This window comes from Collibacillus ludicampi (assembly GCF_023705585.1).
GTDB lineage: Bacteria > Bacillota > Bacilli > Tumebacillales > BOQE01 > Collibacillus > Collibacillus ludicampi.
This window is the reverse complement of sequence record NZ_BOQE01000001.1, coordinates 2,565,343-2,590,928: the sequence shown is the minus strand read 5'-3', so window position 1 is coordinate 2,590,928 and position 25,586 is coordinate 2,565,343. Positions and strand designations below refer to the sequence as shown.

22 protein-coding genes and 1 riboswitch are annotated in these 25,586 nt (G+C 47.4%); all 22 genes read right to left on the bottom strand.

Going from position 1 to position 25,586, the window contains the following annotated elements; all coding sequences use genetic code 11:
• Nucleotides 1–95: 95 nt before the first annotated feature.
• Nucleotides 96–1,073 carry an alpha-ketoacid dehydrogenase subunit beta gene (locus DNHGIG_RS13075; RefSeq protein ID WP_282199998.1) on the bottom strand — a complete coding sequence of 326 codons (978 nt, stop codon included), beginning with the start codon at nucleotides 1,071–1,073 and terminating at the stop codon, nucleotides 96–98.
• A 13-nt stretch (nucleotides 1,074–1,086) separates the two neighbouring features.
• Complete coding sequence (gene pdhA, locus DNHGIG_RS13070) at nucleotides 1,087–2,163, bottom strand: pyruvate dehydrogenase (acetyl-transferring) E1 component subunit alpha (RefSeq protein ID WP_282201423.1); 1,077 nt, start codon at nucleotides 2,161–2,163, stop codon at nucleotides 1,087–1,089.
• Nucleotides 2,164–2,551: 388 nt separating this feature from the next.
• Nucleotides 2,552–3,022 (bottom strand): GNAT family N-acetyltransferase, encoded by a 471-nt coding sequence (locus DNHGIG_RS13065; RefSeq protein WP_282199997.1) that lies wholly within the window; start codon nucleotides 3,020–3,022, stop codon nucleotides 2,552–2,554.
• Nucleotides 3,023–3,340: 318 nt separating this feature from the next.
• Nucleotides 3,341–3,670 (bottom strand): type II toxin-antitoxin system PemK/MazF family toxin, encoded by a 330-nt coding sequence (locus DNHGIG_RS13060; protein ID WP_282199996.1) that lies wholly within the window; start codon nucleotides 3,668–3,670, stop codon nucleotides 3,341–3,343.
• 4 nt (nucleotides 3,671–3,674) lie between these two features.
• A complete protein-coding gene (locus DNHGIG_RS13055; protein ID WP_282199995.1) occupies nucleotides 3,675–4,022 on the bottom strand; it encodes a hypothetical protein in 348 nt (115 codons plus the stop codon).
• A gap of 450 nt (nucleotides 4,023–4,472) precedes the next feature.
• Nucleotides 4,473–5,852: a dihydrolipoyl dehydrogenase gene (lpdA, locus tag DNHGIG_RS13050; protein WP_282199994.1), complete on the bottom strand. Its 1,380-nt coding sequence runs from the start codon at nucleotides 5,850–5,852 to the stop codon at nucleotides 4,473–4,475.
• 15 nt (nucleotides 5,853–5,867) lie between these two features.
• Nucleotides 5,868–7,148, bottom strand: a complete 1,281-nt coding sequence (locus DNHGIG_RS13045) for a dihydrolipoamide acetyltransferase family protein (protein ID WP_282199993.1) — start codon at nucleotides 7,146–7,148, stop codon at nucleotides 5,868–5,870.
• 693 nt (nucleotides 7,149–7,841) lie between these two features.
• Nucleotides 7,842–8,879, bottom strand: coding sequence for an alpha-ketoacid dehydrogenase subunit beta (locus tag DNHGIG_RS13040; RefSeq protein WP_282199992.1), 1,038 nt, complete (start codon nucleotides 8,877–8,879; stop codon nucleotides 7,842–7,844).
• 17 nt (nucleotides 8,880–8,896) lie between these two features.
• On the bottom strand, nucleotides 8,897–9,892 hold the full coding sequence (locus tag DNHGIG_RS13035; protein WP_282199991.1) for a thiamine pyrophosphate-dependent dehydrogenase E1 component subunit alpha: 996 nt from the start codon (nucleotides 9,890–9,892) through the stop codon (nucleotides 8,897–8,899).
• Between the two features lie 295 nt (nucleotides 9,893–10,187).
• The gene (locus DNHGIG_RS13030; protein WP_282199990.1) at nucleotides 10,188–12,056 is read right to left on the bottom strand and encodes a sigma-54-dependent Fis family transcriptional regulator; all 1,869 of its coding nucleotides are present in this window, start codon (nucleotides 12,054–12,056) and stop codon (nucleotides 10,188–10,190) included.
• A 237-nt stretch (nucleotides 12,057–12,293) separates the two neighbouring features.
• On the bottom strand, nucleotides 12,294–13,211 hold the full coding sequence (locus tag DNHGIG_RS13025; RefSeq protein WP_282199989.1) for a DMT family transporter: 918 nt from the start codon (nucleotides 13,209–13,211) through the stop codon (nucleotides 12,294–12,296).
• 112 nt (nucleotides 13,212–13,323) lie between these two features.
• Nucleotides 13,324–14,112: a HoxN/HupN/NixA family nickel/cobalt transporter gene (locus DNHGIG_RS13020; protein ID WP_282199988.1), complete on the bottom strand. Its 789-nt coding sequence runs from the start codon at nucleotides 14,110–14,112 to the stop codon at nucleotides 13,324–13,326.
• A gap of 17 nt (nucleotides 14,113–14,129) precedes the next feature.
• Entirely contained in the window at nucleotides 14,130–14,321 is a 192-nt protein-coding gene (locus DNHGIG_RS13015; protein ID WP_282199987.1) for a ferredoxin, read from the bottom strand.
• The gene (gene cbiE, locus DNHGIG_RS13010) at nucleotides 14,299–15,522 is read right to left on the bottom strand and encodes a precorrin-6y C5,15-methyltransferase (decarboxylating) subunit CbiE (protein WP_282199986.1); all 1,224 of its coding nucleotides are present in this window, start codon (nucleotides 15,520–15,522) and stop codon (nucleotides 14,299–14,301) included. The genes DNHGIG_RS13015 and cbiE overlap by 23 nt, the downstream gene beginning before the upstream one ends.
• Nucleotides 15,519–16,610, bottom strand: coding sequence for a cobalt-precorrin-5B (C(1))-methyltransferase (locus tag DNHGIG_RS13005; RefSeq protein WP_282199985.1), 1,092 nt, complete (start codon nucleotides 16,608–16,610; stop codon nucleotides 15,519–15,521). Before DNHGIG_RS13005 ends, cbiE begins: the two co-directional genes overlap by 4 nt.
• A 9-nt stretch (nucleotides 16,611–16,619) precedes the next feature.
• A complete protein-coding gene (locus DNHGIG_RS13000) occupies nucleotides 16,620–17,270 on the bottom strand; it encodes a precorrin-8X methylmutase (RefSeq protein WP_282199984.1) in 651 nt (216 codons plus the stop codon).
• 283 nt (nucleotides 17,271–17,553) lie between these two features.
• A riboswitch (cobalamin riboswitch) is annotated at nucleotides 17,554–17,735 on the bottom strand.
• 169 nt (nucleotides 17,736–17,904) lie between these two features.
• Nucleotides 17,905–19,260, bottom strand: a complete 1,356-nt coding sequence (locus DNHGIG_RS12995) for an aspartate aminotransferase family protein (RefSeq protein ID WP_282199983.1) — start codon at nucleotides 19,258–19,260, stop codon at nucleotides 17,905–17,907.
• Nucleotides 19,261–19,282: 22 nt separating this feature from the next.
• Nucleotides 19,283–20,746, bottom strand: a complete 1,464-nt coding sequence (locus tag DNHGIG_RS12990; RefSeq protein WP_282199982.1) for a CoA-acylating methylmalonate-semialdehyde dehydrogenase — start codon at nucleotides 20,744–20,746, stop codon at nucleotides 19,283–19,285.
• A 198-nt stretch (nucleotides 20,747–20,944) separates the two neighbouring features.
• A complete protein-coding gene (locus DNHGIG_RS12985) occupies nucleotides 20,945–22,609 on the bottom strand; it encodes a PucR family transcriptional regulator (RefSeq protein WP_282199981.1) in 1,665 nt (554 codons plus the stop codon).
• Nucleotides 22,610–22,678: 69 nt separating this feature from the next.
• On the bottom strand, nucleotides 22,679–23,359 hold the full coding sequence (locus DNHGIG_RS12980) for a LutC/YkgG family protein (protein WP_282199980.1): 681 nt from the start codon (nucleotides 23,357–23,359) through the stop codon (nucleotides 22,679–22,681).
• Nucleotides 23,360–23,364: 5 nt separating this feature from the next.
• The gene (locus DNHGIG_RS12975) at nucleotides 23,365–24,798 is read right to left on the bottom strand and encodes a LutB/LldF family L-lactate oxidation iron-sulfur protein (RefSeq protein ID WP_282199979.1); all 1,434 of its coding nucleotides are present in this window, start codon (nucleotides 24,796–24,798) and stop codon (nucleotides 23,365–23,367) included.
• Nucleotides 24,795–25,523 carry a (Fe-S)-binding protein gene (locus DNHGIG_RS12970; protein ID WP_282199978.1) on the bottom strand — a complete coding sequence of 243 codons (729 nt, stop codon included), beginning with the start codon at nucleotides 25,521–25,523 and terminating at the stop codon, nucleotides 24,795–24,797. The genes DNHGIG_RS12975 and DNHGIG_RS12970 overlap by 4 nt, the downstream gene beginning before the upstream one ends.
• Nucleotides 25,524–25,586 lie beyond the last annotated feature (63 nt).

Here is a 25,586-nt window from a genome sequence, read left to right as displayed (position 1 = left end):
GATCTCCAAAGTCGCTGTCTCACGCAAAGCATTACGCCCACCCAAAGACACTATACACTCTTCCTATTGCACTGCTTTCTGCTTGGTAGACCCAATTAGAAAGCTAGAAGTTGTTTAACGGCGGTGATAACCCGAGCGGGGTTAGGAAGCCATTCGTCTTCGATCGAGGCAAAAGGATAGGGCGTATCCGGAGCCGTTACGCGCAAAACGGGAGCTTCGAGATGGAGGATCGCTTTTTCTGTGATCCGGGCGATCACTTCCGCTGCCACCCCGGATGATTTTGGTGCTTCCTGAACTACAAGTGCACGGTTGGTCTTTTTTATAGATTGAATGATCGTATCCATATCCAATGGGTGGATGGTACGCAAATCGATCACTTCCGCCGTAACCCCGTTTTTCTCCAATTCTTCGGCAGCTTTGAGAGAGGTATGCACCATAGCGCCGTACGCGACAATCGTCACGTCTTTTCCTTCCTTTACGACATTCGCTTTGCCGATGGGAACCGTATAATCTCCTTCTGGGACTTCCCCTCGAAAGGAACGGTACAACTTCATATGTTCGAGAAAATAAACGGGATCATTGTCCCGAATCGCCGAAATCAAGAGCCCTTTAGCGTCATAAGGATTGGAAGGGACGATGACTTTCAGCCCCGGCGTTTGTATCAAGTGTCCTTCCAGACTATCCGCATGAAGTTCCGGTGTCTTCACCCCCCCGCCAAAGGGGGAACGAAAAACGATCGGGCAGTGATAGCGTCCTCCCGAACGGAATCTCATACGCGCAGCCTGTACACAAATTTCGTCCATCGCTTCGAACACAAAACCGAAAAATTGGATTTCCGCTACGGGGCGAAACCCTTGTATACTCAAGCCCACCGCTAGCCCAGCGATCCCCGACTCGGCTAAAGGCGTGTCAAAAACGCGATCTTCGCCAAACTCTTTTTGCAAGCCGTCCGTTGCCCGAAACACACCGCCGTTTTTACCGACATCTTCACCGAACACGAGTACAGTCTGATCGCGCGCCATCTCGCACCGCATCGCGTCGGTAATTGCCTGAATCATCGTCATCTGAGCCATCGATTGATCCCTCTCACTTAAATATCTCTATTTGTTCCGCTAGATCGGGCGGCATCGTCTCATACACGCTCTCTATCAAACTTGCCACCGTCATTTTTGGAGTTTCATCCGCTTGTTTCATCGCATCAGAGATCGCTTTTTTCGCTTCCTCAATCACCTGATTTTCATCATCGTCTGACCATAAGTTTTGTGCCTGCAAATACTTGCGCAAGCGGATCAAGGGGTCTTTTTTCTCCCATTCGCCCCCCTCTTCTGTCGTGCGGTATCGCGTGGGGTCATCCCCCGACATGGTATGGGGGCCGTAACGATATGTGAGCGCCTCGATCACATAGGGCCCTTCACCATCCCGCGCTCGTTCCGCCGCTTCTTTCACTGCGGTGTAGACGGCAAACACGTCCATACCGTCCACCTGAATTCCCGGAATGCCGGCAGCGAGCGCTTTTTGTGCGAGCGTTTCGGCTGCCGTTTGCTTTTCGACAGGTACGGAAATGGCATAACGGTTATTTTGAATCACAAAAATGGCGGGTACTTGATAAGCACCGGCAAAATTGATCCCTTCGTAAAAATCCCCCTGTGACGTCCCGCCATCACCGATATATGTAATGGCGACCCGCTTCTGTCTCTTCAGTTTAAAAGCGAGTGCTACACCGGTACATTGCACGATTTGGGCACCGATGATAATCTGTGGCATCAAAACATTTACATCTTCAGGTATCTTTCCCCCGTGTTGATGGCCACGCGAATATAGAAACGCTTGATACATGGGAAGACCGTGCCAGACGATCTGTGGGATGTCGCGATAGGATGGAACAATAAAATCTTCTTTATTCAATGCATACTGGCTGCCGACCATCGTCGCTTCTTGTCCGGCAACGGGTGCGTAAAATCCGAGTCTCCCTTGCCTGTTTAAACTGATGGCCCTTTGATCCCAAACGCGTGTGAAGACCATTCGTTTCATTAATTCTCGCATGCTTTCTTCACTGATTTTTGGCGTGCGTGTTGCATTCGCCAGAGATCCGTCAGGCGAGAGAATCTGTAACGGCTCCGATTTTTGCAAGTGAATGTGTTGGTTCCATGCAAGAGTGGTCATGTACTCACCTCGATTATGTACCTTCATGAGAGAATGATCCCCAAAAACAAGCAAAACATGTATAATCCCTGGATGATTCATTCGCCTAAAATCCAAGATAACAAAATAACCATAGACGAATGTACGTTTCCTTTCCTTGGTCATTCTCATTAAATAAAATTGAGATCACCACAAGGAGGGAATCACATGTACGGTATCTTTGGTGCTTACACTCGCTGGGCAGTTGTGTTCCTGATCATCTTCGTATTGTTCTTCCTGCTCGTTCCCGGCTATTATGGCGGAGCGGCTGGAGCCGGGGATCCCTGATCGTGAACTTATTGATGGAACAGAAAAGCCAGCCTAGCGGCTGGCTCTTCTGTTCTGATCTAGTAGAAGCCCTTAAAATTACTTATAGATCCAATGCTAAATACATCGCACCTTCTATTGGGTTGTAACGATATGGCTCGATACTTTTGAATCCCAAAGATCGATAAAGTTTAATAGCACTCTTCATTGAAGGTACTGTATCCAATAGCATCCGTGAATAACCAATTTTTCTTGCTTCTTCAATAATGGCGAATACCAATTGTTTACCGATATCCTGCCCTCGATATTCTGGGCGAACGTACAACCTTTTCATCTCACAGTCATGTTCTGTGATTTTTCTAAGAGCAACACAGCCCGCTAGCTTTTCACTCACAACTGCTAGAAGAAGGCGACCGTTTGGTGGGGAATATTGTCCTGGAAGATCAGCGAGCTCCCTTTCAAAGTCTTGGAAACTAAGATCAAATACCAAAGAAGACGCATATTCTAAGAATAGCTTCCGTATATGCTCAAGTTGCTCTTTAGACTCCGCAGAAAGAATATTCAGATTCACCATATTTATCTCCCTCAACTTTTTTGCAAATGCTTGAAAGATTCCGGAAATTAGCTGCGAGATATAGCACTGAGGGTCGCTTTACATGCTTTCACAAGATCAACTCCTTTTAAAAAGATTTGGAGACCTCGACGTCCAGTACTTATACTCACTGGATCTAAGTCTTCTACAGATTCATCAATGTAGATCTGATAACGTTTCTTTACAACAAGTGATGAAACGCCATCACGGTATCCTCAAATCCCCTGTTAGTAGAAAGATTAACTGAGCAAAAATGTTGATGCGTGTTTCGCATACTAGTATAGCTTCTTCTTTCATCCACTAGTTCGCAAGCACAAATAACTGTTGTAACCGATCTGAAATTTCCTTTACTGTAGAATTTGCTAATTCTCCTAATTCTCTTTTCAAATACGACGTGGTAACTGTCATCAATCGATGAAGTCTTATCGTCGAAGTTACTTTTAATCCGGTTGGTTCAAAAACTGATGTTCCTTGTTCCAAAACAATATCACTGGTCTGCAAATCATCGGGAATTCTGCTTGTGATAAAAGCCAAAATTACATGCTGGTGTGGGCCAATCGGTTCAGTCAAACAGACTGCTGGACGGACCTTTACAGAAGACAGATCGTCGAACGGAAAGGGTACAAGCACTATTTTATTTCTTATCATGGATTGCTTTCCCATCCTCTAAAGTATAAATGTCTTCTTCCAGATCAGAGAGAAAGTCAAATGCGGGGTTTTTTGCCGCTGAATGCATCCATTCTGTTTCTGGGATCTCGTTCGATTCGATGACATCAGTTTTCTTGATACGCTCCGGAAAATGTAAATCGAATTCATCTGCTAATTCCTGGATGATCGTATCCACTGCAAACATTTGTCCTTGAATAAATTGCTCAGTCGTATAGAATTCTTTGGCCTTCAACTGATTACGCAAGATTGCTTTTCTGACTCGAAGCTTATATAGAAAGTCTTCAATTTTTCCTTTTCGAAAAGTTTCAGCCATAGATCACCCCTCCTAATATTCATTATAGCATTTTATATATATTCGTATACGTTTGTATACAAAAATAGTTAAGATGAACATATCGAAAAAAGAGATAAGATTTTTCTCATCATCCAGGTCAATTCATTTTCCGTACAATGACAATATTAACGCCGACCTATAATTGACCCAGTAAAGCCGAAAAAGAAAAGACCCACTCCCATCGAATATGTCCCCTTCGGAATGTCGCCAAACATTTCGGAGGGAGACTTATGTTGAGGAGTGGGACAGTGATATCATTGAAGACCTCGTCCAAAACGGCATTCGAAGTTGGATCCGTTTAAGCCTTTCTTACATGAAATGATGAATCAAGGAATCTTCAGCTGTGAAGTCCTTTAACGGCTTCTTAGAGAACAAGGCTATCAAGGGGGACGTACAATTCTCTTATCGATCATCTCAACTACGCCAGCTTTACATATGAACAGCCTGACCGACGGCACTGAGTACAGCTTCGTGAACGGCTTCGGAGAGAGTGGGATGTGCGGCGATGAAATCTTCCATTGCATCGACGGTCATCTCCGCATGAAGCATCATCGTTCCTTCTCCGATCAATTCAGTGGCATGCGGCCCTATAATAGAAAGCCCGATAATCTCTTGAAATTCGGGATGAACGATCACTTTCACTTTGCCGATTTGCTCATGATGAATCAATGCTTTTCCGTTAGCCGAAAAAGGAAACTCACCGATACGGATATCCCCGTATGCTGCTCTCGCTTCTTTTTCTGTCAACCCGACTGCAGCGATCTCCGGCCATGTGTAAATACAGCGCGGAACCGCGCGATAGTTGATCGTTTTCGTCTTCCCGCAAGCGTTCGAAGCTGCCACCATACCTTCATGAAAAGCAATATGTGCCAGTTGAATACCGCCGATCACATCGCCACAAGCGTATATGTGTGAAACATTTGTCTGCATGTGTTCGTTGACTTCGATTCCCCGAGACGTATAATGAACACCGATCTGTTCAAGTCCCAGCTCTGTAACACGCGGCTTCCTCCCAATCGACACCAGAACGAGATCGGCCGTGATCTCCTCCAACTGCTCTTCTTTCTGCAAGGTTACTCGTTTCGTTTGACGATCCACTTGTTTTACTGTCGCCGAGGTATGTATGACGACACCGTCTTTTTGCAATTGTTGCTGCAAAATGGCCGCCGTATCCTCATCCTCCTGCGGAAGTATTTGACTCGCCGCTTCTATGATTGTTACCTTACTGCCCAAACGACTGAATATACTAGCAAATTCACAACCGATCACACCTCCGCCAATAATGAGAAGGGATGAAGGAATTTCTGATAGCTCGAGAGCATGTTTGCTATGGATGATCCATTGGCCATCAAACGGAGCGAACGGCAACGCGATCGGTTCAGAGCCAGTCGCTATAATGATTTGCTCTGCAGAAATTTCCTCTTTTCCTTTTTCTGTATCCACTTGCAGAAGCTGATCGTTTAATAAAGAAGCTCTTCCTCTTACGACTCGAATTTGATTTTTCTTCATCAAATACCCGATACCCATGACCAGTTTTTTTACTACTTTGTTTTTATACTGTTGTACCCGCTTCCAGTTGAGTTGTACTTGATCCGCGGGCAGATCAATACCGAAACGATCCGCTTGTTTCACCTTGTCGTACACGTTTACACTTTCCAATAACGACTTTGTCGGCATACAACCTTCGTTTAAACACGTTCCGCCCAGTTCCGCCTCTTCAATAAGGATCACTTGTTTCCCCAATCGGGCAGCCGTAATGGCGGCCACATAACCGGATGGCCCCCCGCCGATTATGGCTACGGTACTCATCGTTCACCCTCCTTGCTAAAACAACAGACTGTATGGTTGTTCGAGATAACGTTTTACAGTTGCAAGAAACTGGGCTGCAGGAGCCCCATCGAGGACACGATGATCAAACGTTAAACTTAATGGCAACAGATGGCGGCGTTGTAAAGATTCTCCGATATACACAGGTGCATCTTGAATGGCGCCGACACCGAGAATTCCTGCTTCCGGCGGATTGAGCACGGGAGTGAAAACTTCTACTCCATAGGCGCCCAGATTGGTGATGGTAAACGTCGATCCTTTCATTTCCTCAGGATTCAATTGACCACTGCGTGCACGCCGTCCAAGGGATTTGATCTCTTTCGCCAGTTCGATGAGAGTAAGTCGTTCGGCATGGCGGATCACAGGAACCACCAACCCTTTCTCAAGGGCGACTGCGATTCCCAGATGCACATACGGATACGTATAGATGCTGTCATCGATCCAAGCGCTGTTCATTTGTTTATGCTGCTGCAGGGCGAATACAACTGCACGGGCAATAAAATCGGTGATGGTCAGTTTCAGTTCGTAACGGTTGTACACTTCTTCTGCCGCTCGTCTTTGTATCATGAGCAAATCACTTACATCTGCGGTCATGGTCATGGAAAGTTGAGCACTCTGTTGCAAACTTTCATGCATGCGTGCGGCAATCACTTTTCTCATACCGCTGACAACATTGCGCTCTGCGTGAGTTTGATCCTCCTCCATTTCCTGTGCAAGATCCGCCAAAGCACTTTTATTCTCGAGTGACAAGTGTTGTACTTGAATCGACGCCTGAGTCTGGGAAAGGAGCGTCCGGTCTTCGATTGCTTTTTCTACATCTTCCTTTGTGATGCGCCCCTGCGGGCCTGTACCGACCAATGTTTCAATATCCAGACCGGCTGCCTCTGCCATTTTACGGGCGATGGGTGTGATTTTTACTTTACTTGTCTTCACCGGTGGCGTCAGGGTCGCAACCGATTGGGTCGATTCGGCTACTGCCGCCACTTGTTCTTTAGCAGCAAAAGAAGATTGACTTTTCTCTTCCATTCCCACTTTTTCTCCCGGCGTGCCTATGTAACCGATCGCCGTTCCAACGGGAACGACTTCACCTTCCGGAACCACGATTTCCAATAATATTCCGTCATCTGGCGCTTCCACTTCCATCTCGATTTTTTCTGAACTGATGACGACCACAGCATCTCCCTTTTGTACCGGGTCCCCCACATCTTTTAACCATTTGACAACGGTTCCTTCTTTCATTCCCATTCCGAGTTTCGGCATGATCACTTCATTGGCCATTTTCTGTCCCTCCTTTTTTGATAAAGAGGTGAATACACTGCCTCACCTCTTCGCCTCTGCATCTATCTTGAAAAATGTGTAGTTTGGTGGGCGTAATGCTTTGCGTTCGTGCTCCGTGGAGATCGTCTCGCACGGAATATGATCAATGTTGCGAGACGATCTCCAAAGTCGCTGTCTCACGCAAAGCATTACGCCCACCCAAAGACACTTTTCATCCACTGATGGCGCCGCTTTCGGCATAGACGGCTACTTAGAAAATGAATGCTTGGGTGGATGTATCGCTTTGCGCTTGGATTCGATGAAGGTCGTCTTTGAGGCATATGCTTTGCGATCATGCTCCGTGAAGGTCGTCATTGTGGGCATATGCTTGGCGTTCATGCTCCGTGGAGGTCGTCTCGCTTGGAATATGATCCAATGTTGCGAGACGACCTCCAAAGTCGCTGTTTCACGCCAAGCATATACCCATTTAACGTGCCAAAGGAAGCGAGACGACCTTCAAAGTCGCTATTACGCGCAAAGCATTTGACCTCTTAACGGTTAAAAAGGAAGCGGAACGACCTTCCACTCACCTCTTCGCTGCAAAGCGATACCATCCACCCAAAAGCCACTCTGTTACTTTTGACAGCTTTAAATCTCTCTTCCCGCACAAGACACTTTTCATCCAATGATGGTGCCACTTGCGGTATGGGGGACTCAAGAAATTGCGACTATGGTTTCATCACCGATCAATTCGGAAACCGTTTGTATGACTTTCTCCGGTGTTGGCAAATAGAGGTCTTCCAGAACGGGAGAAAACGGTACAGGTGTGTGCGGCGCGGTAATTCTTTTAATTGGTCCATCCAGCAGATCGAACCCTTTATCCGCAACAAGGGCTGCAATATCTGTAGCTACGCTGCAACGCGGGTTGGCTTCATCGATGACGATCAGTCGATTCGTTTTTTCCACAGAAGCGAGAATAGTCTCTTCATCCAGCGGAGAGAGGCTCCGAGGATCGACCACCTCGATTTCAATTCCCTTTTTCGCGAGCATTTCTGCAGCTTGAAGAGCCGTGTGCACCTGTTTGCCAATAGCAACAATGGTAAGATCCGACCCTTCCCGTTTGATATCTGCTTTTCCCAGCGGTATGATATAATGCCCTTCAGGTACCTCACCTTTCATGTTGTAAAGGGTTTTATCCTCAAAGAAAACGACCGGATCGTTATCAGCAATGGATGCAAGGAGCAGTCCCTTCGCATCCGCAGGTGTGGAAGGAACCACCACTTTAATTCCCGGGATGTGTGTGAACATCGCATACAGACTTTGCGAATGCTGCGCGGCTGCACGAAATCCTGCCCCGTGCATGGTGCGGATCGTTACTGGAACTTGCGCTTTGCCACCGAACATGTAACGTAATTTGGCACATTGATTCATGATCTGGTCGAGACAGGAACCGACGAAATCGTTGAACATCAGCTCGGCGATCGGACGTAAACCGGTAACTGCCGCCCCCACGGCCGCACCAATAAAGCCGGCTTCACTGATCGGTGTATCGAGAACGCGTTCACGCCCGAATTCCTGTACCAGCCCTTTGGTAACGCCCAATACACCTCCCCACGCTTCATCATCCTGCAGATGATCCACTTGCGCGCCTCCGGCCACGTCCTCCCCCAGCAGTATCACGTTTTCATCTGCTCGCATCGCCAGTCTCATCGCTTCATTGATAGCATCGGAAAAACTTATTTTTCTGCTCATGTTCTACACCTCCAACATCATTTGTAAGAAACATAGACATCGGTTAAGAGTTCGTCTGCAGATGGAAACGGACTTTCTTCCGCGAATTGCACAGCTTCTGAAATCGCTTTCTCCACATCGTTATCTATACTTTCGAGTTCCTGTTCTGTAAAAAGTTTGGTAGATAATAGATATTTGCGGAAGATTTGTATGGAATCTCTCTCATCCAAATGAATTTGTTTCTCCTCTTCCTTCTTGTACTTTTGCGCGTCTCCCTCGAAGTGACCGTAATTGCGGTAGGTTTTACACTCGATCAATGTGGGGCCTTCTCCGTTTCGCGCTCTGATGACCGCTTCTTGCGCCGCTTTGTATACTGCCATCACATCTTTTCCATCCACGATGACGCTGGGAATGTTATAACCGGTCGCCCTTTGGGCGATATCTGTACAACTGGACGCATAGGTAAATGGGGTGGCCTCCGCGTATCCGTTGTTTTCTGCAACAAAAATGACCGGTAATTTCCAGATGGCCGCCAAGTTAATTCCTTCATGGAAAGTTCCCTGATTGTTGGCGCCATCTCCAAAGAAACAAACGGATACCGCGTTCGTCCCTTTTACCTTCGCAGTCAAAGCAGAACCGCATGCAAGGGGAAAACCTCCGCCGACGATTCCATTGGCACCAAGCATTCCTTTTTCCAGGTCGGCAATATGCATCGAGCCGCCTTTTCCTTTGCACAGCCCCGTGACTTTCCCGTAAATTTCCGCCATCATGCCGTTCAGATCGCATTCTTTAGCAATACAATGACCATGTCCGCGGTGAGTGCTTGTAATACTGTCTTTTTCATTCAAATGAGCGCATACGCCGACAGCGACCGCCTCTTCTCCCGCGTACAAATGAACAAAACCCGGCAAGATCCCGCGGGCAAACAGTTCATGAACACGGTCTTCAAACTTGCGGATTTCCACCATTTTTCGATACATCCAAATCGCTTGATCACGCGATAATTCCTGTTTTTGCGCCTCGGTCATATTCATGATCGTCTCCCCCTATCGTTGGTTGATAATGACAGACATGGTAAGTGACTCATAGATTTCGTTCGATCACTGAAACCATCGTTGTTGAACTGACTACATTTCCGGGGCTTCACCTCCTTGCACGTATCCATCATTGCAAATCTAGTGCCAATTCGAATTCTCTACCTTCTTCAGTTTTTTTGCGGGATTGTATGTTATGATCGGTTTCACGTTAAGACAGGATGGGACATGTGTCTCATTTTGTCTCACTTTGTTTAAACGATAAAAAAAACCATGCCACATGGGATGACATGGTTTATAACTGGTATTTTTGCAGTCTGCGGTAAAATGTGCTGCGCGGAATGTTTAGCAATTTGGCTGCCAAGGAAGCGTTTCCGCCCGTTTTCTCGAGGGCCTGAATGATTTCCCGCTTCTGTAATTCTTCGCGATAGGTAAGAGGTTTATGATGTTCGGCAAAACTTAGATCCCATGATGCAACCGATGTCCTACCCACACGATGAACGAACAAATGATGGACAAGAGAAGGATCCGGTGCATTTCCTCCCGAGAGGATGCGAAGCCGTTCCAATACATTAAAAAGCTCGCGAATATTTCCGGGCCAATCATAGTCAATGATTTTCTCCATAATGACATCCGGTATTTCCACAGGCCAGTGATTCTTTTTGCAATAATAACGGATTAGGTAAGGAATGTCCTCTTTCCGTTCTCGCAAAGAAGGAACGTAAATCGGAAAAACATAAAGACGGTAAAAAAGATCCTCACGAAACGTTCCATCCTGCACCATTTGACGTAGGTCGCGATGAGTAGCCGTAATCACGCGGATATTCAGTGGGATCGCTTTTTTGCCGCCAATAGGTGTAACCTCCCGCTCTTGCAAGACGCGTAACAATGCAACCTGCATGGAAGGGGAAATCTCACCGATTTCGTCAAGAAAAATCGTTCCGTTATTGGCCTGTTCAAATTTCCCTTGGTGACCTTGACGGCGCGCCCCAGTAAACGCACCTTCTACGTAACCGAACAATTCACTTTCCATCAGGTCACAGGGAATCGCCCCGCAGTTGACAGCAACAAAGGGCCCGTCTTTATATGCACTGTTTTGATGGATCGCGCGGGCAATCAACTCTTTCCCCGTTCCGCTCTCCCCATAAATATGAACATTCGCATCCGTATGAGCAACTCGTTCCACTTCCCGCAATGTTCGTAGAAACGCTTCACTCGTTCCCGTTTCTCCCGGAAAAATGAAAGAAACAGAAGACTCTTTTATTTTCTTCGTATGCGTAAGAACTTTATGCTTTGAATATTTCAGGTGAATGCAATAGCCGATGTGTCTGCCGTGACGATGGGAGTACAAAGGGGTACAACTTCGTTCCATGTACCGAAATTCCTGCAGTTCCGAAACTTTCATCATCTCCCACTGCGGAACCTCGGTTCGAACGTCCTGGCTGGCAGAGACGATCTGTTTCTTGCGGTTACAAATCACCATAGGAATATTTGTCTGCAGCAAATCGAAGGACTGCTGAATCAGTTCCAGACGGTCATTTTGTTCACGAATTTTCCATTCACGTTCGATTGCATACGCAATCGATACGACTGCAGCGAGTGTAAGAGGGTGGTGGTGTTGAACGGGACTGGATACGTTGATCACTCCCATGACGACCCCTTCCTCATCACAAATGGGGGCGGCAGAACATGTCCATTGATGAGAAGCAAGGGAATAATGTTCAGAACCGACTACCGTTATAGGTTCTTTTATAATCAACGCCGTCCCGATCGCATTGGTTCCCACTTCCTCTTCTGTCCATTGAACCCCCTCGACAAAGTTGATCGTTTGTGCTAAACGCAGAACTTCTTGATCTCCCTTCATGGTTAGTACATATCCTTGAGGGTCAATCAATAATACAACGGAATGGGAACCTTTGATATACTCGAACAATTTTTCTACATAGGGAATCGCAATGTCTAGAAGTAAAGCGTTTTGTTTTTTTCTTCGATCAAACGTATCACCGGTCAGAACTTTCTTTCCCACGCCCGAGTGTGGATTGACACCCTCGTTTTTACAACGAAACCATGATTCCGTGATACGTTTTTGTAATCGTGAAGCATCCAATACTCCTTCATGCACGAACCGTTTCCATATGTGTTGTGAAACTGTTCCAAACGTCAATATGTACCCGCTCCTTTCTTGATTGATAAAGAGATGAGGTACATCACAGCAGAGGAAGGAAAGTTTGAGGGGTGATTGGAGCAATGAAGTTGAATAGGTGTCAACTAAGAACATCGTATGGGATATTTTCGGATGTGTCAATCAAGTAAGAATTATTCAATTATTATTTGGTGAAAAAGAAGGGCTGCGATCGGAAAAAAGATCGTTAGCCCTCATGATTCGTTCATTCGCCTCCTGCTACTCCCAATCTACCGGATTCCCTTTTATCACATATAACCTCTTATCTTTTTGTAAATTTGACAAAAGGACACCGGCAATGATGAATATACCTCCGGCAAAAAATCTCCAATCCAACCGCTCACCTAACAGAAGCCATCCAAGAAACGAACCAACGAGCGGTTGAAAGAAGAAAAAGAGAGAACCCACACCCGCATCCATGAGTTCCATCCCCTTGTTCCATAGGAAGAAGGCACCGGCCGTAGAAACGACCCCTAAATAAAGGATGCCCCACCAAAGAAGCGGACGGGTAGGAAAGATCACGTCTACTCTTGACAGTTCCCAGAACATTACGGGGGTTGTATACAGAATCGCAAACAAAAGGGCATATGTCGTAACCGCTAGAGATGATAACCTCTGCGATGCCTGTTTCGCGAAAACCGACAGTAACGCCCAAGTTACAGCGGCGATGACGAGGAATAGATCACCCCATAAGTTGTTTTGTTCGCCGCTCCCCCAACCGACGACGATGATCACACCGATCGTCGAAAGGATGAGCGCACAGAGTTTCCGTACAGTGAGTGACTCTTTCAATATCAGGCGAGCGAACAACAGGATGAACGCGGGAGATGCTGACGTGATCAATGCACCCGTGTGTGCATCAGACCACTTGGTTCCGACAAATTGCGCTCCGACCGACAAGAAATAGCCGACAAACCCAATCCCGGCAACAGTGAACCAATCCCGCCGGCCGATTTTATACTCTCGCGAGAAAAACAGAATAGCGGCTAATAGCAAGAAGGCAATCACATATCGCAACCAGAGAAGCGTGAATGGAGGCACGAATGTTAATACATATTTGCTGACAACATACATGCCTCCCCAGATACTTGCAGCCAATGACAGATACAGTGAACCGAATATATGCTTTTTTACCATATGAATTCCTCCGTTCTAGGGTAAATGCAATGAATCCCCTAAGACGGAGCAGGATCGTTCATCCCCGTCTTAGGTTAGGGATGAACAACGGGTTGATCGTTTTCAAACAAGGTCAAGTACACGTTCCTTCCCCCTTCCTCTCCAGGTAACTCATCCATACGAAAGCCATAACGAGCAAAGAGAAGATGATGATCCCGACGATCTCGAAATCAAGTTCCGCCTCCGGATAAAAGAATGTAAGCGCTTCATAGAAAGACACGCCATATGCGAGAACGACAATAGCCCAGCCCAGTGCTTTCGAAACCGTTTGGCTGATTTTCTTCGATTGGTTGAGCATTCGAAAAGCGATAAAGGAATCGATTGTATCCACAAGCATCATGCCAAGCATAAAAGTCAGGCCGAGAAAGAATGACATATGTCCGCCGGAATTTCCCGCAGCGAGTGTCCAAACGGCTGTTTGGCTGACGGTATCGGCAGCCATCGCAAACATGGCACCGATCAAGACGATCATAAACGGCCGGGTCGTTTCTTGCACAAAGCGCGGAAGAAATCTCCCCTTGATACCGCGTATGGAAAAGTCTTCTGTCGGCCGCATACGTAATAGATTATAGATATTGACGGTTCCTATCAGGAAAAGGGAGATTACAGACACCCATGTTGTAAGCGTATCAAAATACGCGGGAAATGTAAAGTTTTTACTGAACATTCCAAGAATAACTGCCACGCCAGTGACTACGAGTCCGTGTCCTAATGAGAAAAGCGTGCCCACCCAACGGGCAAACGGACTTTTCATGCGCCAATTATAACGGGTAAGTCCGTCGATACAGGCGAGATGGTCTGCATCCAAACCATGGCGAAGACCCAAGATAAACACGAAAAGAATAAGCGAATTGATTTCCATCCGTAGCCCTCCAACCATTATTCTTCACAGTCGATCGCCCCTACAGGACAAGTTTCAGCCGCATCCAAAGCCATTTCCGCCCATTCGTCCGCCACTTCTTCCCGCTTTGGGTGTGCGTATCCATTCCGGTCACGGATAAACACCTCCGGATAGTACACATAACAACGGCGGCAGGCGATGCATGTATCATGAATCGTGACTCTCATCATTTGTACGAAACGCTGTCAAGATATACACGGGATTATGTGCCTCGAAACGAGTCATGTCGAGTATCGGTTTGGAACGATTGATCTGGATCTGGGTCACATCGACCGAGAATCCTTCTTCTTTTAAACCGGTATATGCGGTATGCAAATTCTCGATCGTAGCCGCATTGATGACGATGCGCCCGTCGGGCTTCAGCCGTTTCGCCAACAGGGAAATCAATTCCCTCAATTCACCACCCGATCCTCCGATAAAAACTGCATCCGGATCCGGCCATTGATCAAGACCGTCAGGTGCCTTTCCATGAACGACGGTGATATCGGTTCGAAAACGCTTCATATTTTCAAGAATATTTTGCACATCGCCCTCATTCTTTTCGATCGCGTACACGGCACCTTTGCGAGCAATACGTGCAGCCTCGATGCCGACAGAACCGGTTCCAGCTCCAATGTCCCAAACGATGCTGTCTTCCCGCAATGCGAGCGAGGAGAGAGAGACAGTCCTCACTTCTCTTTTCGTGATCAATCCCCGGTCAGGCTTCCTTTGTGCGAACAAATCGTCCGGAATGCCGAGAGGATAGTACGGACTGCTGCCCTTTCGCATCAAAATCATCACGTTGAGCGATGCGAACCTTTGCTCTGCGATTTCTGTCAGAGAACCTGAGAGAATGCGCTCTTTTTTCCCGCCAAGATGTTCGAGAACGGTCGCTTCGTATTCTGTGAAGCCAAAGTCAAGCAGGTAGCGCGCGATACGGTCAGGAGAATTCTCCTCGTCAGTTAGGATCGCGGCCTTCTTCACACCATCGATCTGTTGGGCGAATCCTTTTATGCTTCTTCCGTGTAAGCTCAATAATTTGGCATCCTGCCACGATTCCTTGATGCGTGCAAATGCGAGTTGAATACTTGACAGATTGGGAAGTACCTGAACATGATCTTTTCCTGCCACTTTCGCTACCAATCCGGCTACCCCGTAAAATAGCGGATCGCCCGAGGCGAGCACGACGATGTTTTCGTTCCGCCGCGGGAGCAACGATTCGATCGTCGCTTTGATCCCGCTTTTCAAAACAATCCTTTCCGCATTCGATGCAGGAACGCTTGCAAGTTGACGTTCTCCGCCCACAAGAATATCTGCGGATTGGATATAATCCCAATATGCAGCAGGTAATGAAGCGTGTCCGTCATCACCCACACCAATGATTCGAATCATAAGGATCCCCTCTCTATCGTAGCCATCCCCAGGAACTCACCCTGCAATGTTGTCAAACGTGTTTCGATCGCAAGACCGCCGTTCACATGCTCGAGTCCTTTTTTACAGCAATAGTAAGCCAGACGGTCGAAAAATCCCATCAATCCCTGTTCCCGCATCATATCGCCCACTTGCGATGCGGTGTTTGCCCCGCGGATTTCCTCAAGCAGCCTTTCATCCGCCCCCGCTTCCCGAGCGACTTCGGCGAGGAAGTGAAAATCGACCGGTGCGCTCTTGGCATGTACCATCATCACGCCTTGCGCCACTTTCGAAAACTTGCCCATCATGCCGACGAGAAATACCTTTTCAAACTGTTGACGCTTTGCCTCTTTCAGTGAAAAACCGACGAAATCCCCCATTTCGACAAAAACCTCTTCCGCGAACTCCGGAAACATACGCATCGCGTATTTCTCACTGCGTCCCCCGGTGGTCAAGACAATCTGCTTATGCCCAGCGAGGCGCGCTACATTCATCGCTTGCACGATCGATGCCTTGTAAGCCGCAGTGGAAAAAGGAACGACGATTCCGCGTGTCCCCAGAATGGAAATCCCGCCAATAATGCCTAATCGCGGGTTTAACGTTTTTTTGGCAATCTCTTCCCCATCGGGGACGGAGATGATGATATGGACTCCCCGAGAGACGCCATACTCCTGCAGTGTTTCCTGGGCGACTTCGCGAATCATCTTTCTCGGTACAGGATTGATCGCAGCCTCACCAATAGGCACAGGAAGACCCGGTTTGGTGACACGTCCTACTCCGATTCCGCCGTCAAGTGTAATTCCTTCTCGCTGAAAGGAAACGGTCGATACGATACGCGCACCGTGGGTGGCATCCGGATCATCTCCGCCATCCTTGATACAAACGGCCGAAGCAGAATGAGGCTCTACTGAGCCGTCCACCACTTCAAAACGCACTAGATCTCCAGTAGGAATTTGGATCGTTACTTCGTGCGGAATCTTCCCTTCGATCAATCCGACCAAGGCTGCCCGCGTGGCCGCCGTGGCAGTTGCACCCGTGGTATAACCATGACGTAAAGGCTTCTCCTCCATGGACAAAGATCACCCCATTTTTTCCGCGAGGAGCGAAAGAGCGTTCACAGCAGCAACCGCGACAGGGCTTCCTCCTTTGCGCCCGATGTTCGTAATGAACGGCACATCAAGTTTCAATAATTCTTCCTTTGATTCTGCCGCCGAAACAAAACCGACGGGAACGCCGATGATGAGGCTCGGGCGAGCGATTCCTTCTTTGACAAGACGAATCAACTCCAACAATGCTGTGGGAGCATTGCCGATCGCGTAGATCGCTCCGTCCGCGACTGCAGCCGCTTTGCGCATCGAAACGATTGCTCTGGTGGTATTCAACCGTTTGGCTTCTTCAATGACATCCGGATCGGAGATAAACACGTGTACATCCCCGCCATATTTTTGAATCCGCGGTTTTGAAATCCCTACTTGCACCATCTGCACATCCGCGACGACTCCCTTTCCTTCACGGATGGCTTTGATGCCGCTGACGATCGCATCTTTGTGAAACCGAAGGCTTCTTCCGAGTTCAAAGTCTGCTGAAGCATGGATCACGCGTTGTACGATCGCAAACTGTTCGGGTGTAAAGGAGTGTTCCCCCAATTCCTCGGTGATGATCTCGAACGAACGGGACTCGATCTCTTGCGGTTGCACGGTTTCTGGCCGAAATGCGGTATGGAAATCCATATGTACAAACCTCCTCTTTTGCTTGTCTGACAGGATGGGATTGCTCGCCATACTTTTACTCGTCAAGCTTGCGAGAACCACCAAGCCTGCGAATCACCGAAAAACTCCCTGCCCGCATGGACAGGGAGTAGAAGAACGATACGCATACAGCGATGCCTATAAAACGAAAACCTCCTACACCACGCAGGAGGTTTTGTGCACCACTCAAGACCAAAGGAATACCTAAGAAGGCATACCTTTACCTCAGAATCCATCTACACGATACCCTTTCCGCGAAGGCAATACCAGTGTGAACAACGAGGTAGGTCTCCTGGCTTCCGGATCATCACGTGCTTCCGTCTTCCCCGATCTCGTGATCGAGTGACATGAGTGGAAGCACATTCCCCGGTTACAGTGGCGGGACCGCTCGGGATTTTCACCCGATTCCCTGTTACCCCTTATGATCAGAGGTTGTTCGAAAAAGCTCGCATAACCTCTTTAAAGGGCACCCCGTTGCGTTCCTCTATGAAATTTTCAAAACATGTAGCATGTTCCGTTGATACGAATCTGTCTGAGTCCAGCATACATGTTTCTTTAAAGCTTTGTCTAGTCCTTTTTTAAATTTTTGATAATCTCAATGCTTGCTGTTATTCACTCAAAACTGCCGCATGACGGTTTTCAATGTATTCACGATAAAATCCAAATCCTCATCGGTGGAGGATAATGGCGGTGATAATGTTAAAACGTTATTAAATCCGGCAACCGTATCCCCATTTTTCCCAATAATCAAACCTTTTTTCTTGCAGGCAGAAATGATCTTTCCTATGGTCTCCAATGAAACGGGCTCTTTCGTTTTTTTGCTTTCCACTAACTCAATTCCCATGAGAAAACCAAGACTGCGAATATCGCCAACAAGGGGATGTTCCAAGAGTTCCATCATTTCTTCTCTCAGACGCTCTCCGAGAATCCTCGCGCGTTCTATGAGACCTTCTCTTTCCATGATCTCCAGATTCTTTATGGCCAGGGCGCATGCGGCAGGATTTCCGCCAAACGTATTCACATGACGGAAGTGACTGTATTCGGCAGAGTTTTTGAATGCTTCATAAATCTCTTTGCGAACGGCTGTCGCTGAAAGAGGAAGGTAGGCACTTGTCAATCCCTTGGCCATCGTCACAATATCCGGTTTCACTCCGAAGTGCATGTGACCGAATTCCTTCCCCGTGCGGCCGAACCCACAGATCACTTCATCGATGATCAGCAGAACCCCGTATTTCTGACAGATTTCCTGTACTTTTTCCATATAGACGGGATGCGGGACGATCACTCCACCACCTGTGATCGCGGGTTCCATAATAACACCTGCGATGGTTTCCTTTCCTTCCCATATGATGGCATTCTCGATCGCCTGTGCACATTGGAGATTGAATTCCTCTACTGTCACACCATCAGGACGACGATAGCTGTCGGGTGGACATACATGTAAAAATCCTGTACCCAACGGTTCATATTTGTATTTTCTTTGAGCTTGCCCTGTTGCCGCTAATGCTCCCATGGAATTCCCGTGATACGCGCGATACCGGGAGATAAATTTGTAACGGCTGTGCTGCCCTTTCTGTTGGTGATACTGTCTGGCGATTTTAAAAGCCACCTCATTCGCGTCAGAGCCGCTATTGGAGAAGAAGATCACATACTCGCCTTTGAGCCACTCATTCAATTTCTCTGCTAATTGAATGGCGGGGAGATGGCTTTGTGTCAACGGAAAGTAGGGGAGAATTTTTAGTTGTTCGTAGGCAGCCGCGGCAAGCTCTTCCCTGCCGTATCCCACATTTACACACCATAACCCTGACATCGCATCAAGGTATCGATTTCCGTCAATATCTGTGACCCAAGATCCCTTGGCCTCCGTAGCGACCATGGGAGGCACCTGATCATTGTATGGGGAGATATGATGCCATACATACCTGCGATCTTTCTCAATCACATCATTCCTCGTACTTTCTAAAAGAGCCATATTCTCACCCCCTTCTCATGCATTAGTAACGTGCGGTTACCATCTTCTTACGTGTATAAAACTCGACTCCGTCACGACCGTTGGCGTGCAAATCCCCGTAAAAAGATTTCTTATAACCCGAAAATGGGAAAAACGCCATCGGCGCGGGAACCCCTAGATTGATTCCGAGCATACCCGCATCAATCTCTTCACGGAATTGACGGATCGCTTTCGCACTATTGGTGAAAAGGCATGCACCGTTCGCAAACTCGGAACGGTTTGCAATCTCAATCGCTTCCTCTAAATCCTTAGCGCGTACAATCGATAAAACCGGTGCAAAAATTTCATCCGCCCAGATTTTCATTCCGGGTTTCACCTGATCAAAAATGGTTGGACCGACGAAATAACCTTCTGCACTTGTAGCCGCGTCCTTTCTTCCGTCTCGTAAGAGAAGTGCACCTTCGTTTTCACCGATCTCTATATATTTCAAAGTGCGTTCTTTATTGGATTCACGGATGACTGGACCCAGGAACACCCCTTCATCCAAACCATTTCCAATCTTGATATCATCGGCCGCTTTGACAAGCCGTTCCACCAATTCATCCGCGATATCCCCTACAGCCACCACCACCGAACAAGCCATGCAACGTTCACCCGCCGATCCGAAAGCCGCACTGATGATATTGGCAACTGCACTATCCAAATCGGCATCCGGCATCACGATGGTATGATTTTTGGCGCCGGATAGCGCTTGTACTCTTTTGCCATTTGAAGCAGCCGTTTTGTAAACATATTCGGCCACCGGTTGTGATCCGACAAACGAAATCGCTTTCACTCCTTCATGTTCGAGAAGGCCATTGACCACGTCATGTGCACCATGCACGATATTCAACACCCCGTCCGGGAGGCCCGCTTCCGTGATCAATTCCGCCAGACGGTTCGCAAGAATCGGCGTGCGTTCAGATGGTTTGAGGATAAATGTATTTCCGCAAGCGATCGCCAGCGGAAACATCCAGCAGGGAACCATCATTGGAAAGTTAAACGGTGTGATTCCTCCTACTACACCGAGAGGATACCGGTACATCCCTGACTCGATTCCCGTCGCGATATCCGGAAGTTGTTGGCCCATCATCAATGTGGGTGCACCCGCAGCGAATTCTACACATTCGATCCCACGTTGCACTTCACCGTACGCTTCTTCGTAGCTCTTTCCGTTTTCGATCGTCACGAGGCGAGCCAGTTCCTCCCAATGATCCACTAACAGTTGTTGATAGCGGAAAAGAATCCGTGCACGCCTGGGAACCGGGGTTTTTTTCCACGTACAAAACGCCTGTTGTGCAGCGTCAACCGCCTGATCTAAATCTTCGCGATTCGATAGGGGAACCTTTGCGATGACTTCGCCTGTTGCCGGATTCATGACTTCTTCGTATCGGGATGAATTCGCTTCTATCCATTTTCCGTTGATGAAATTTTTTAATATTTTTTTCTCAACAGCTGTTCCTGCCATGATAACACTCCTTCTTATATCGGATTCTTCACAGAACATGTTCCAATGTTTTCAATATACAAACATGAAAACTAAAATACATTAGACAGAATGATAAAAATATTCACGGGAATTTTTGCTCCCGTATGGTGCATATGAAAAATAGCCCCCTTTTCAGGGAGCATCCATGTACAATCAAGGGCGATTTCCGCGAGTATTCTAACGTTCACGAAGTTGTTCCGGATACAACAATTGGTATGCCCGCAAAGCCACTTGAAGGGCGAGTCGTTTGTCGGGAGACATGAAATCTTCTCCCAGCAGTTCTTTGATTTTTTCCAACCTGTAATAAAGGGACTGTCTGACAATAAAAAGTTTTTGTGCGGCGAGCTGTTTGGAACCGTCGTGATCGAGATACACTTTAAGGGTTCGCAGCAGTTCACTCCCTTTCGTTCGATCATGTTCGATTAAAGGACCCAGATAATTTTGAATAAAAGATTGTAATGTCTTCCCGTCATTCATACTGAGCAATAACTGGAATACACCGAGCTCCTCATAAAAGAGAAACGGTTTTTGATAACAAGAATACAGAGACAGGGCTCGCAACGCTTCCTGATAGCTGAGATGAGCATTCTTGAGACGACTGTATGCTTGTCCTATCCCCGCGCGCAATTCGAAATGGCCCATTCTTTCATCTGCACATAACTTCTGTAATGTTTCAAACACTTGACGAATTCTTTCTCTCATTGACCTTTTTGCAGGCAGATCAAGTGCAATCACCATGAAACGGTTATTTTTCATCGTAATAAACGGACGAAAAGCAAATTGTTCGAATGTGGAGCGAAGCATCAAGGAGAAGTGAAAACGTATGGAATCTTGCCCATCTTCCGTGATGCATAATTCCGCCTCATTTCGGTTCTCGATATCGATCAAGCAAACCCGATATGTGGTTTCGTTTAATTCTTTGTAAGAAGAGCCGAGCAGCAACTTCATCTGCTCTTCATCTTTCATTCGGTTGTGCAATAAGTCGTCCACCCAAATATTCTCCGTATAAATCTTCCGTTCTTCGATATAACGTTTTCGAAGTAAATCCTGTGCGATGGAAAGGGAGGCCGAGTCTAAAACAAGTGTATCGTACTCCTGCGGTTCCTGCTTGTACATCATAACGAGAAACGCCCATGTTTGCCCCATCGCCCCTATCGGTTGCAAAAGCAGTTTGTTCCCTTTAAACTCCCGTTGGTAGGGGGAAGAGTTGGTTTCCAGCGGTAACTCAGTTAGATATTGGTTTATTGTATCAAGAAATTCGTTTTGTTCATGAACGTTCATACTGGGAATAAAACTCGGTTGACCCTGAATGGGTACATAAATGACTTGAGCATTTGTATTTTTGTGAAGTAATTTTAAAATAGTCGAAGTCCCTTGCGTTGTGAGAGTAGCCCGACGGAATTCCCTTGAGATTCTCTCCAGATCTTGAAGCATTTTGTGATGCCGATTGATGATCAACGAATGTATGTCCTGTGTGATATCGATAAAACGAACCGTTTCGGGAAAAATGATCAAGGGAAAATCATGACGGTTTGCAATTTCTATCATTTCCTCCGGAACAGAATCGAAGTAAGGCCCGATTTCGAGACATAAACAGGAAACGTTCTGTTGGATCAACTTTTTTAAAAAAGAGGTAGGAGAGGTCATGTCTGATCGAAAACCGATACCGGTTGAGAGAATCATTTCCTCTCCATGAATCAAGGTTTCAAAAGATGAAATTTCCAAGATATGAACCCAGCGAACCCGACGGTGTAAACCATTGGCTCCCGCAATGACTCGTGCTTTCCGAAAGAGTGGTCTTTTTAATACATCGTGGATGGTTATGATGAATTCCGAATACAAAACAAACTCATCCCCATTTCCTTATCCGTGTACCCACCGGAACATCGAGTGATTTTATTCTCTCGTCGATTATTTTTTTACAATGAAGGCATATACATATGCGGGACCATGCACACCGATGGAAAGATCCCCCTCAATATCCCCGGTACGACTGGGACCTGTGATAAAGTTCAATGAAGATGACATCCCATGTTTTGCTGCATATGTAAGCACATAGGTCATCCGCGGAACCAACCGCTCAATCGGAAATACGGCAATATGGACGGGCGGGAGAAGACTTACGGAACGTCCTTTGCCCCTTCCGGCAAACAGTGCCAAAGTCCCTGTCTCGCCAATGGCGAAATCGGCTGAGGTAATCCCGACTTGACAACGCTCCGCATACGCAAGCAATTCACGGCGATCTCCTTCCTTCCACGAGCGTATCTCCGCACCCGTCCGCCGCACAGTTTCGTCGATGTTCATCTCTTCAAGAAAGTCATCATCCCAGCGAATCACCTGTTGCGCCTGATGATGACCGATCACTTCTTGCAATTGTTGTGACAGCTCGTCTGGAGTCAACAACACAGCTTTTCCGGTAAGCGCCGTCCAATTGGCGATAAAAGCGGCGCAAGCTTGTTCCGTATCAAACGTGTCTGGCATCCATTCGGACGGCACACCGCGAACAGGCTGTTCTGGCTTTTCTTTCGGGAACGGGCGGCCTAATTTTCGTGAAATTCGTTCGATAAAAGCCGCTTCTTGCGATTTCTGCATGTCTATCACCCCTTATCCTTTTCCAATACATTTTGTAGTGTCTTCCAGCGATCGCGGAAACTCTCTCCAGAGAATCCCCTCAAATCGCGCGCCCCCGTCCAACCATTCAATATAGGCAATTGAGCTTGAATGAATCCGTGGCGAAGAAACGGTTTCTGTAAGCGTGAAGCGAGACGGATCGCCACCCTGTACCTCTTCGGCGAACGAAACGCATGGCGGTACATACGAAATGAAAGCTTCTCCCAGCGGGACGTTCGCCCTTTTTCCACATTGCGTGCACGCAGTTTCACCAGCAGATCATGCAAAGGAATTTTCACCGGACATGCTTCGTAACAAGCGGCACAAAGACTGGAAGCATAAGGAAGGTCTTGATATTGATCATTCCTTTCGTTCAAGAGCGGAGTGATCACCGCACCGATCGGTCCTGGATATACCCAGCCGTATGCATGACCGCCGATCTGGCGATACACTGGACACACGTTCAGACAAGCTCCGCAACGGATACAATGCAGTACTTGGCGAAAGTCCTCATCTTCGAGTATCTCGCTGCGTCCATTGTCCACCACAAGCAGATGAAATTCTTCCGGTCCATCCACTTCACCCGATTTACGAGGTCCAGTAATGATAGATACATAACTGGTCAACTTCTGTCCCGTTCCAGCACGTGGAAGCAGGTTCATCATCACTTCCAGATCTTCGACGGTCGGAAGGATTCGCTCCATCCCCATAATGGCGATATGTACCTTGGGCAAGCTCGTGACCATTCGACCATTTCCCTCATTGGTAAACAGACATACCGATCCGGTTTCGGCGATGGCAAAATTACATCCCGTCACACCGATCTCACCTGTCATAAACTTTTCTCTTAATTTCGCTCTGGCAAAAGCGGTTAATGTCTGTGTATCGGAAGGGATAAATTCTTTCCCATCCGTTTCTGCAAAAAGTTCAGCCACTTGATGACGATTTTTATGAATGGATGGAGCGATGATATGCGAGGGTCCCTCTTTAGCCAATTGGATGATATATTCCCCCAAATCGGTTTCTACCGCTTCGATTCCTTCCTGTTCCAGAGCGTGGTTAAGATGCAGTTCTTCGGAAACCATCGATTTGGATTTGACCACCGATCTTGCCTTTACACGTTTCGCGATTTCAATCACCTGTTTTACAGCCTCATGGCCCGTTTCACAGAAATAGATATGTCCACCGTTTTGGCGTACGTTTTCTGCCAGTTGTGAAAGATAATAGTCGAGGTTGGCGACGACATGCGCTCGAATCTGCCGTCCGCGTTCTCTCCACCATTCCCAATTGCCCAACGCTTCCTGGGAAGCCAGTTTGTTTGTACGCAAACGGTCAGTCGTACTCTTGACCGCTCCTCTGAGATAATCGTCCTTCAACGCTTCTTTTGCTCTCTCCTTAATGGTCGACCGTTCTGCGCTCACAGTTTCATCCCCTTTGCCAGCAATTGTGCCAGATGCATGACCTCAATCGCATGTCCTTCACGCCGCAATCGCCCTTGGATGTTCATTAAACATCCCATGTCCGTCCCCGTCAGAATATCCGCTTGGGTCTGAACGACTTGGTTGACTTTATCAGTGACCATCGCGGCGGATATGTCACCCATTTTCACAGAGAAAGTGCCCCCGAATCCGCAACATTCCATTTTATTCGGTAATTCGGTATATACCAGTCCTTTCACGTGCTTCAAGAGAATCTCCGGCTGTTCCTGCACACCCGTCAGCCGCATCGCGTGACAAGAAGGATGATAGGTCACCCGCGCATGCAATTCGGCACCCAGATCGGTCACACCCAGTACGTCAACGAGAAACTGGGAAAATTCAAATGTCTTTTCGGCCAACCGTACGACACGAGACGATAGTACGGGATCATGCGCGAATAAATCGGGATATGCATGGCGAATCATACCTGCACAAGACCCCGAAGGGGTGACCACATATTCGCTTTCTTCAAACGCATCGAGCAAAGTGAGAGCAACGTCGCGCGTTTCCCGAAGATAACCGGAATTGTATGCCGGTTGACCGCAACACGTCTGCGCTTCGGGAAAGTCGATCTTGCACCCGAGCCGATGTAAAATACGTACAACGCTTTCACCAACTTCGGGAAACATACTGTCTGCAAGACAAGTAATAAAGAGCGATACTTTCAATTCCGCAACTCCTTCCTGACTATTCGTACTTTCATCATACCAAACGTTTCAGGTCTTCTGAAG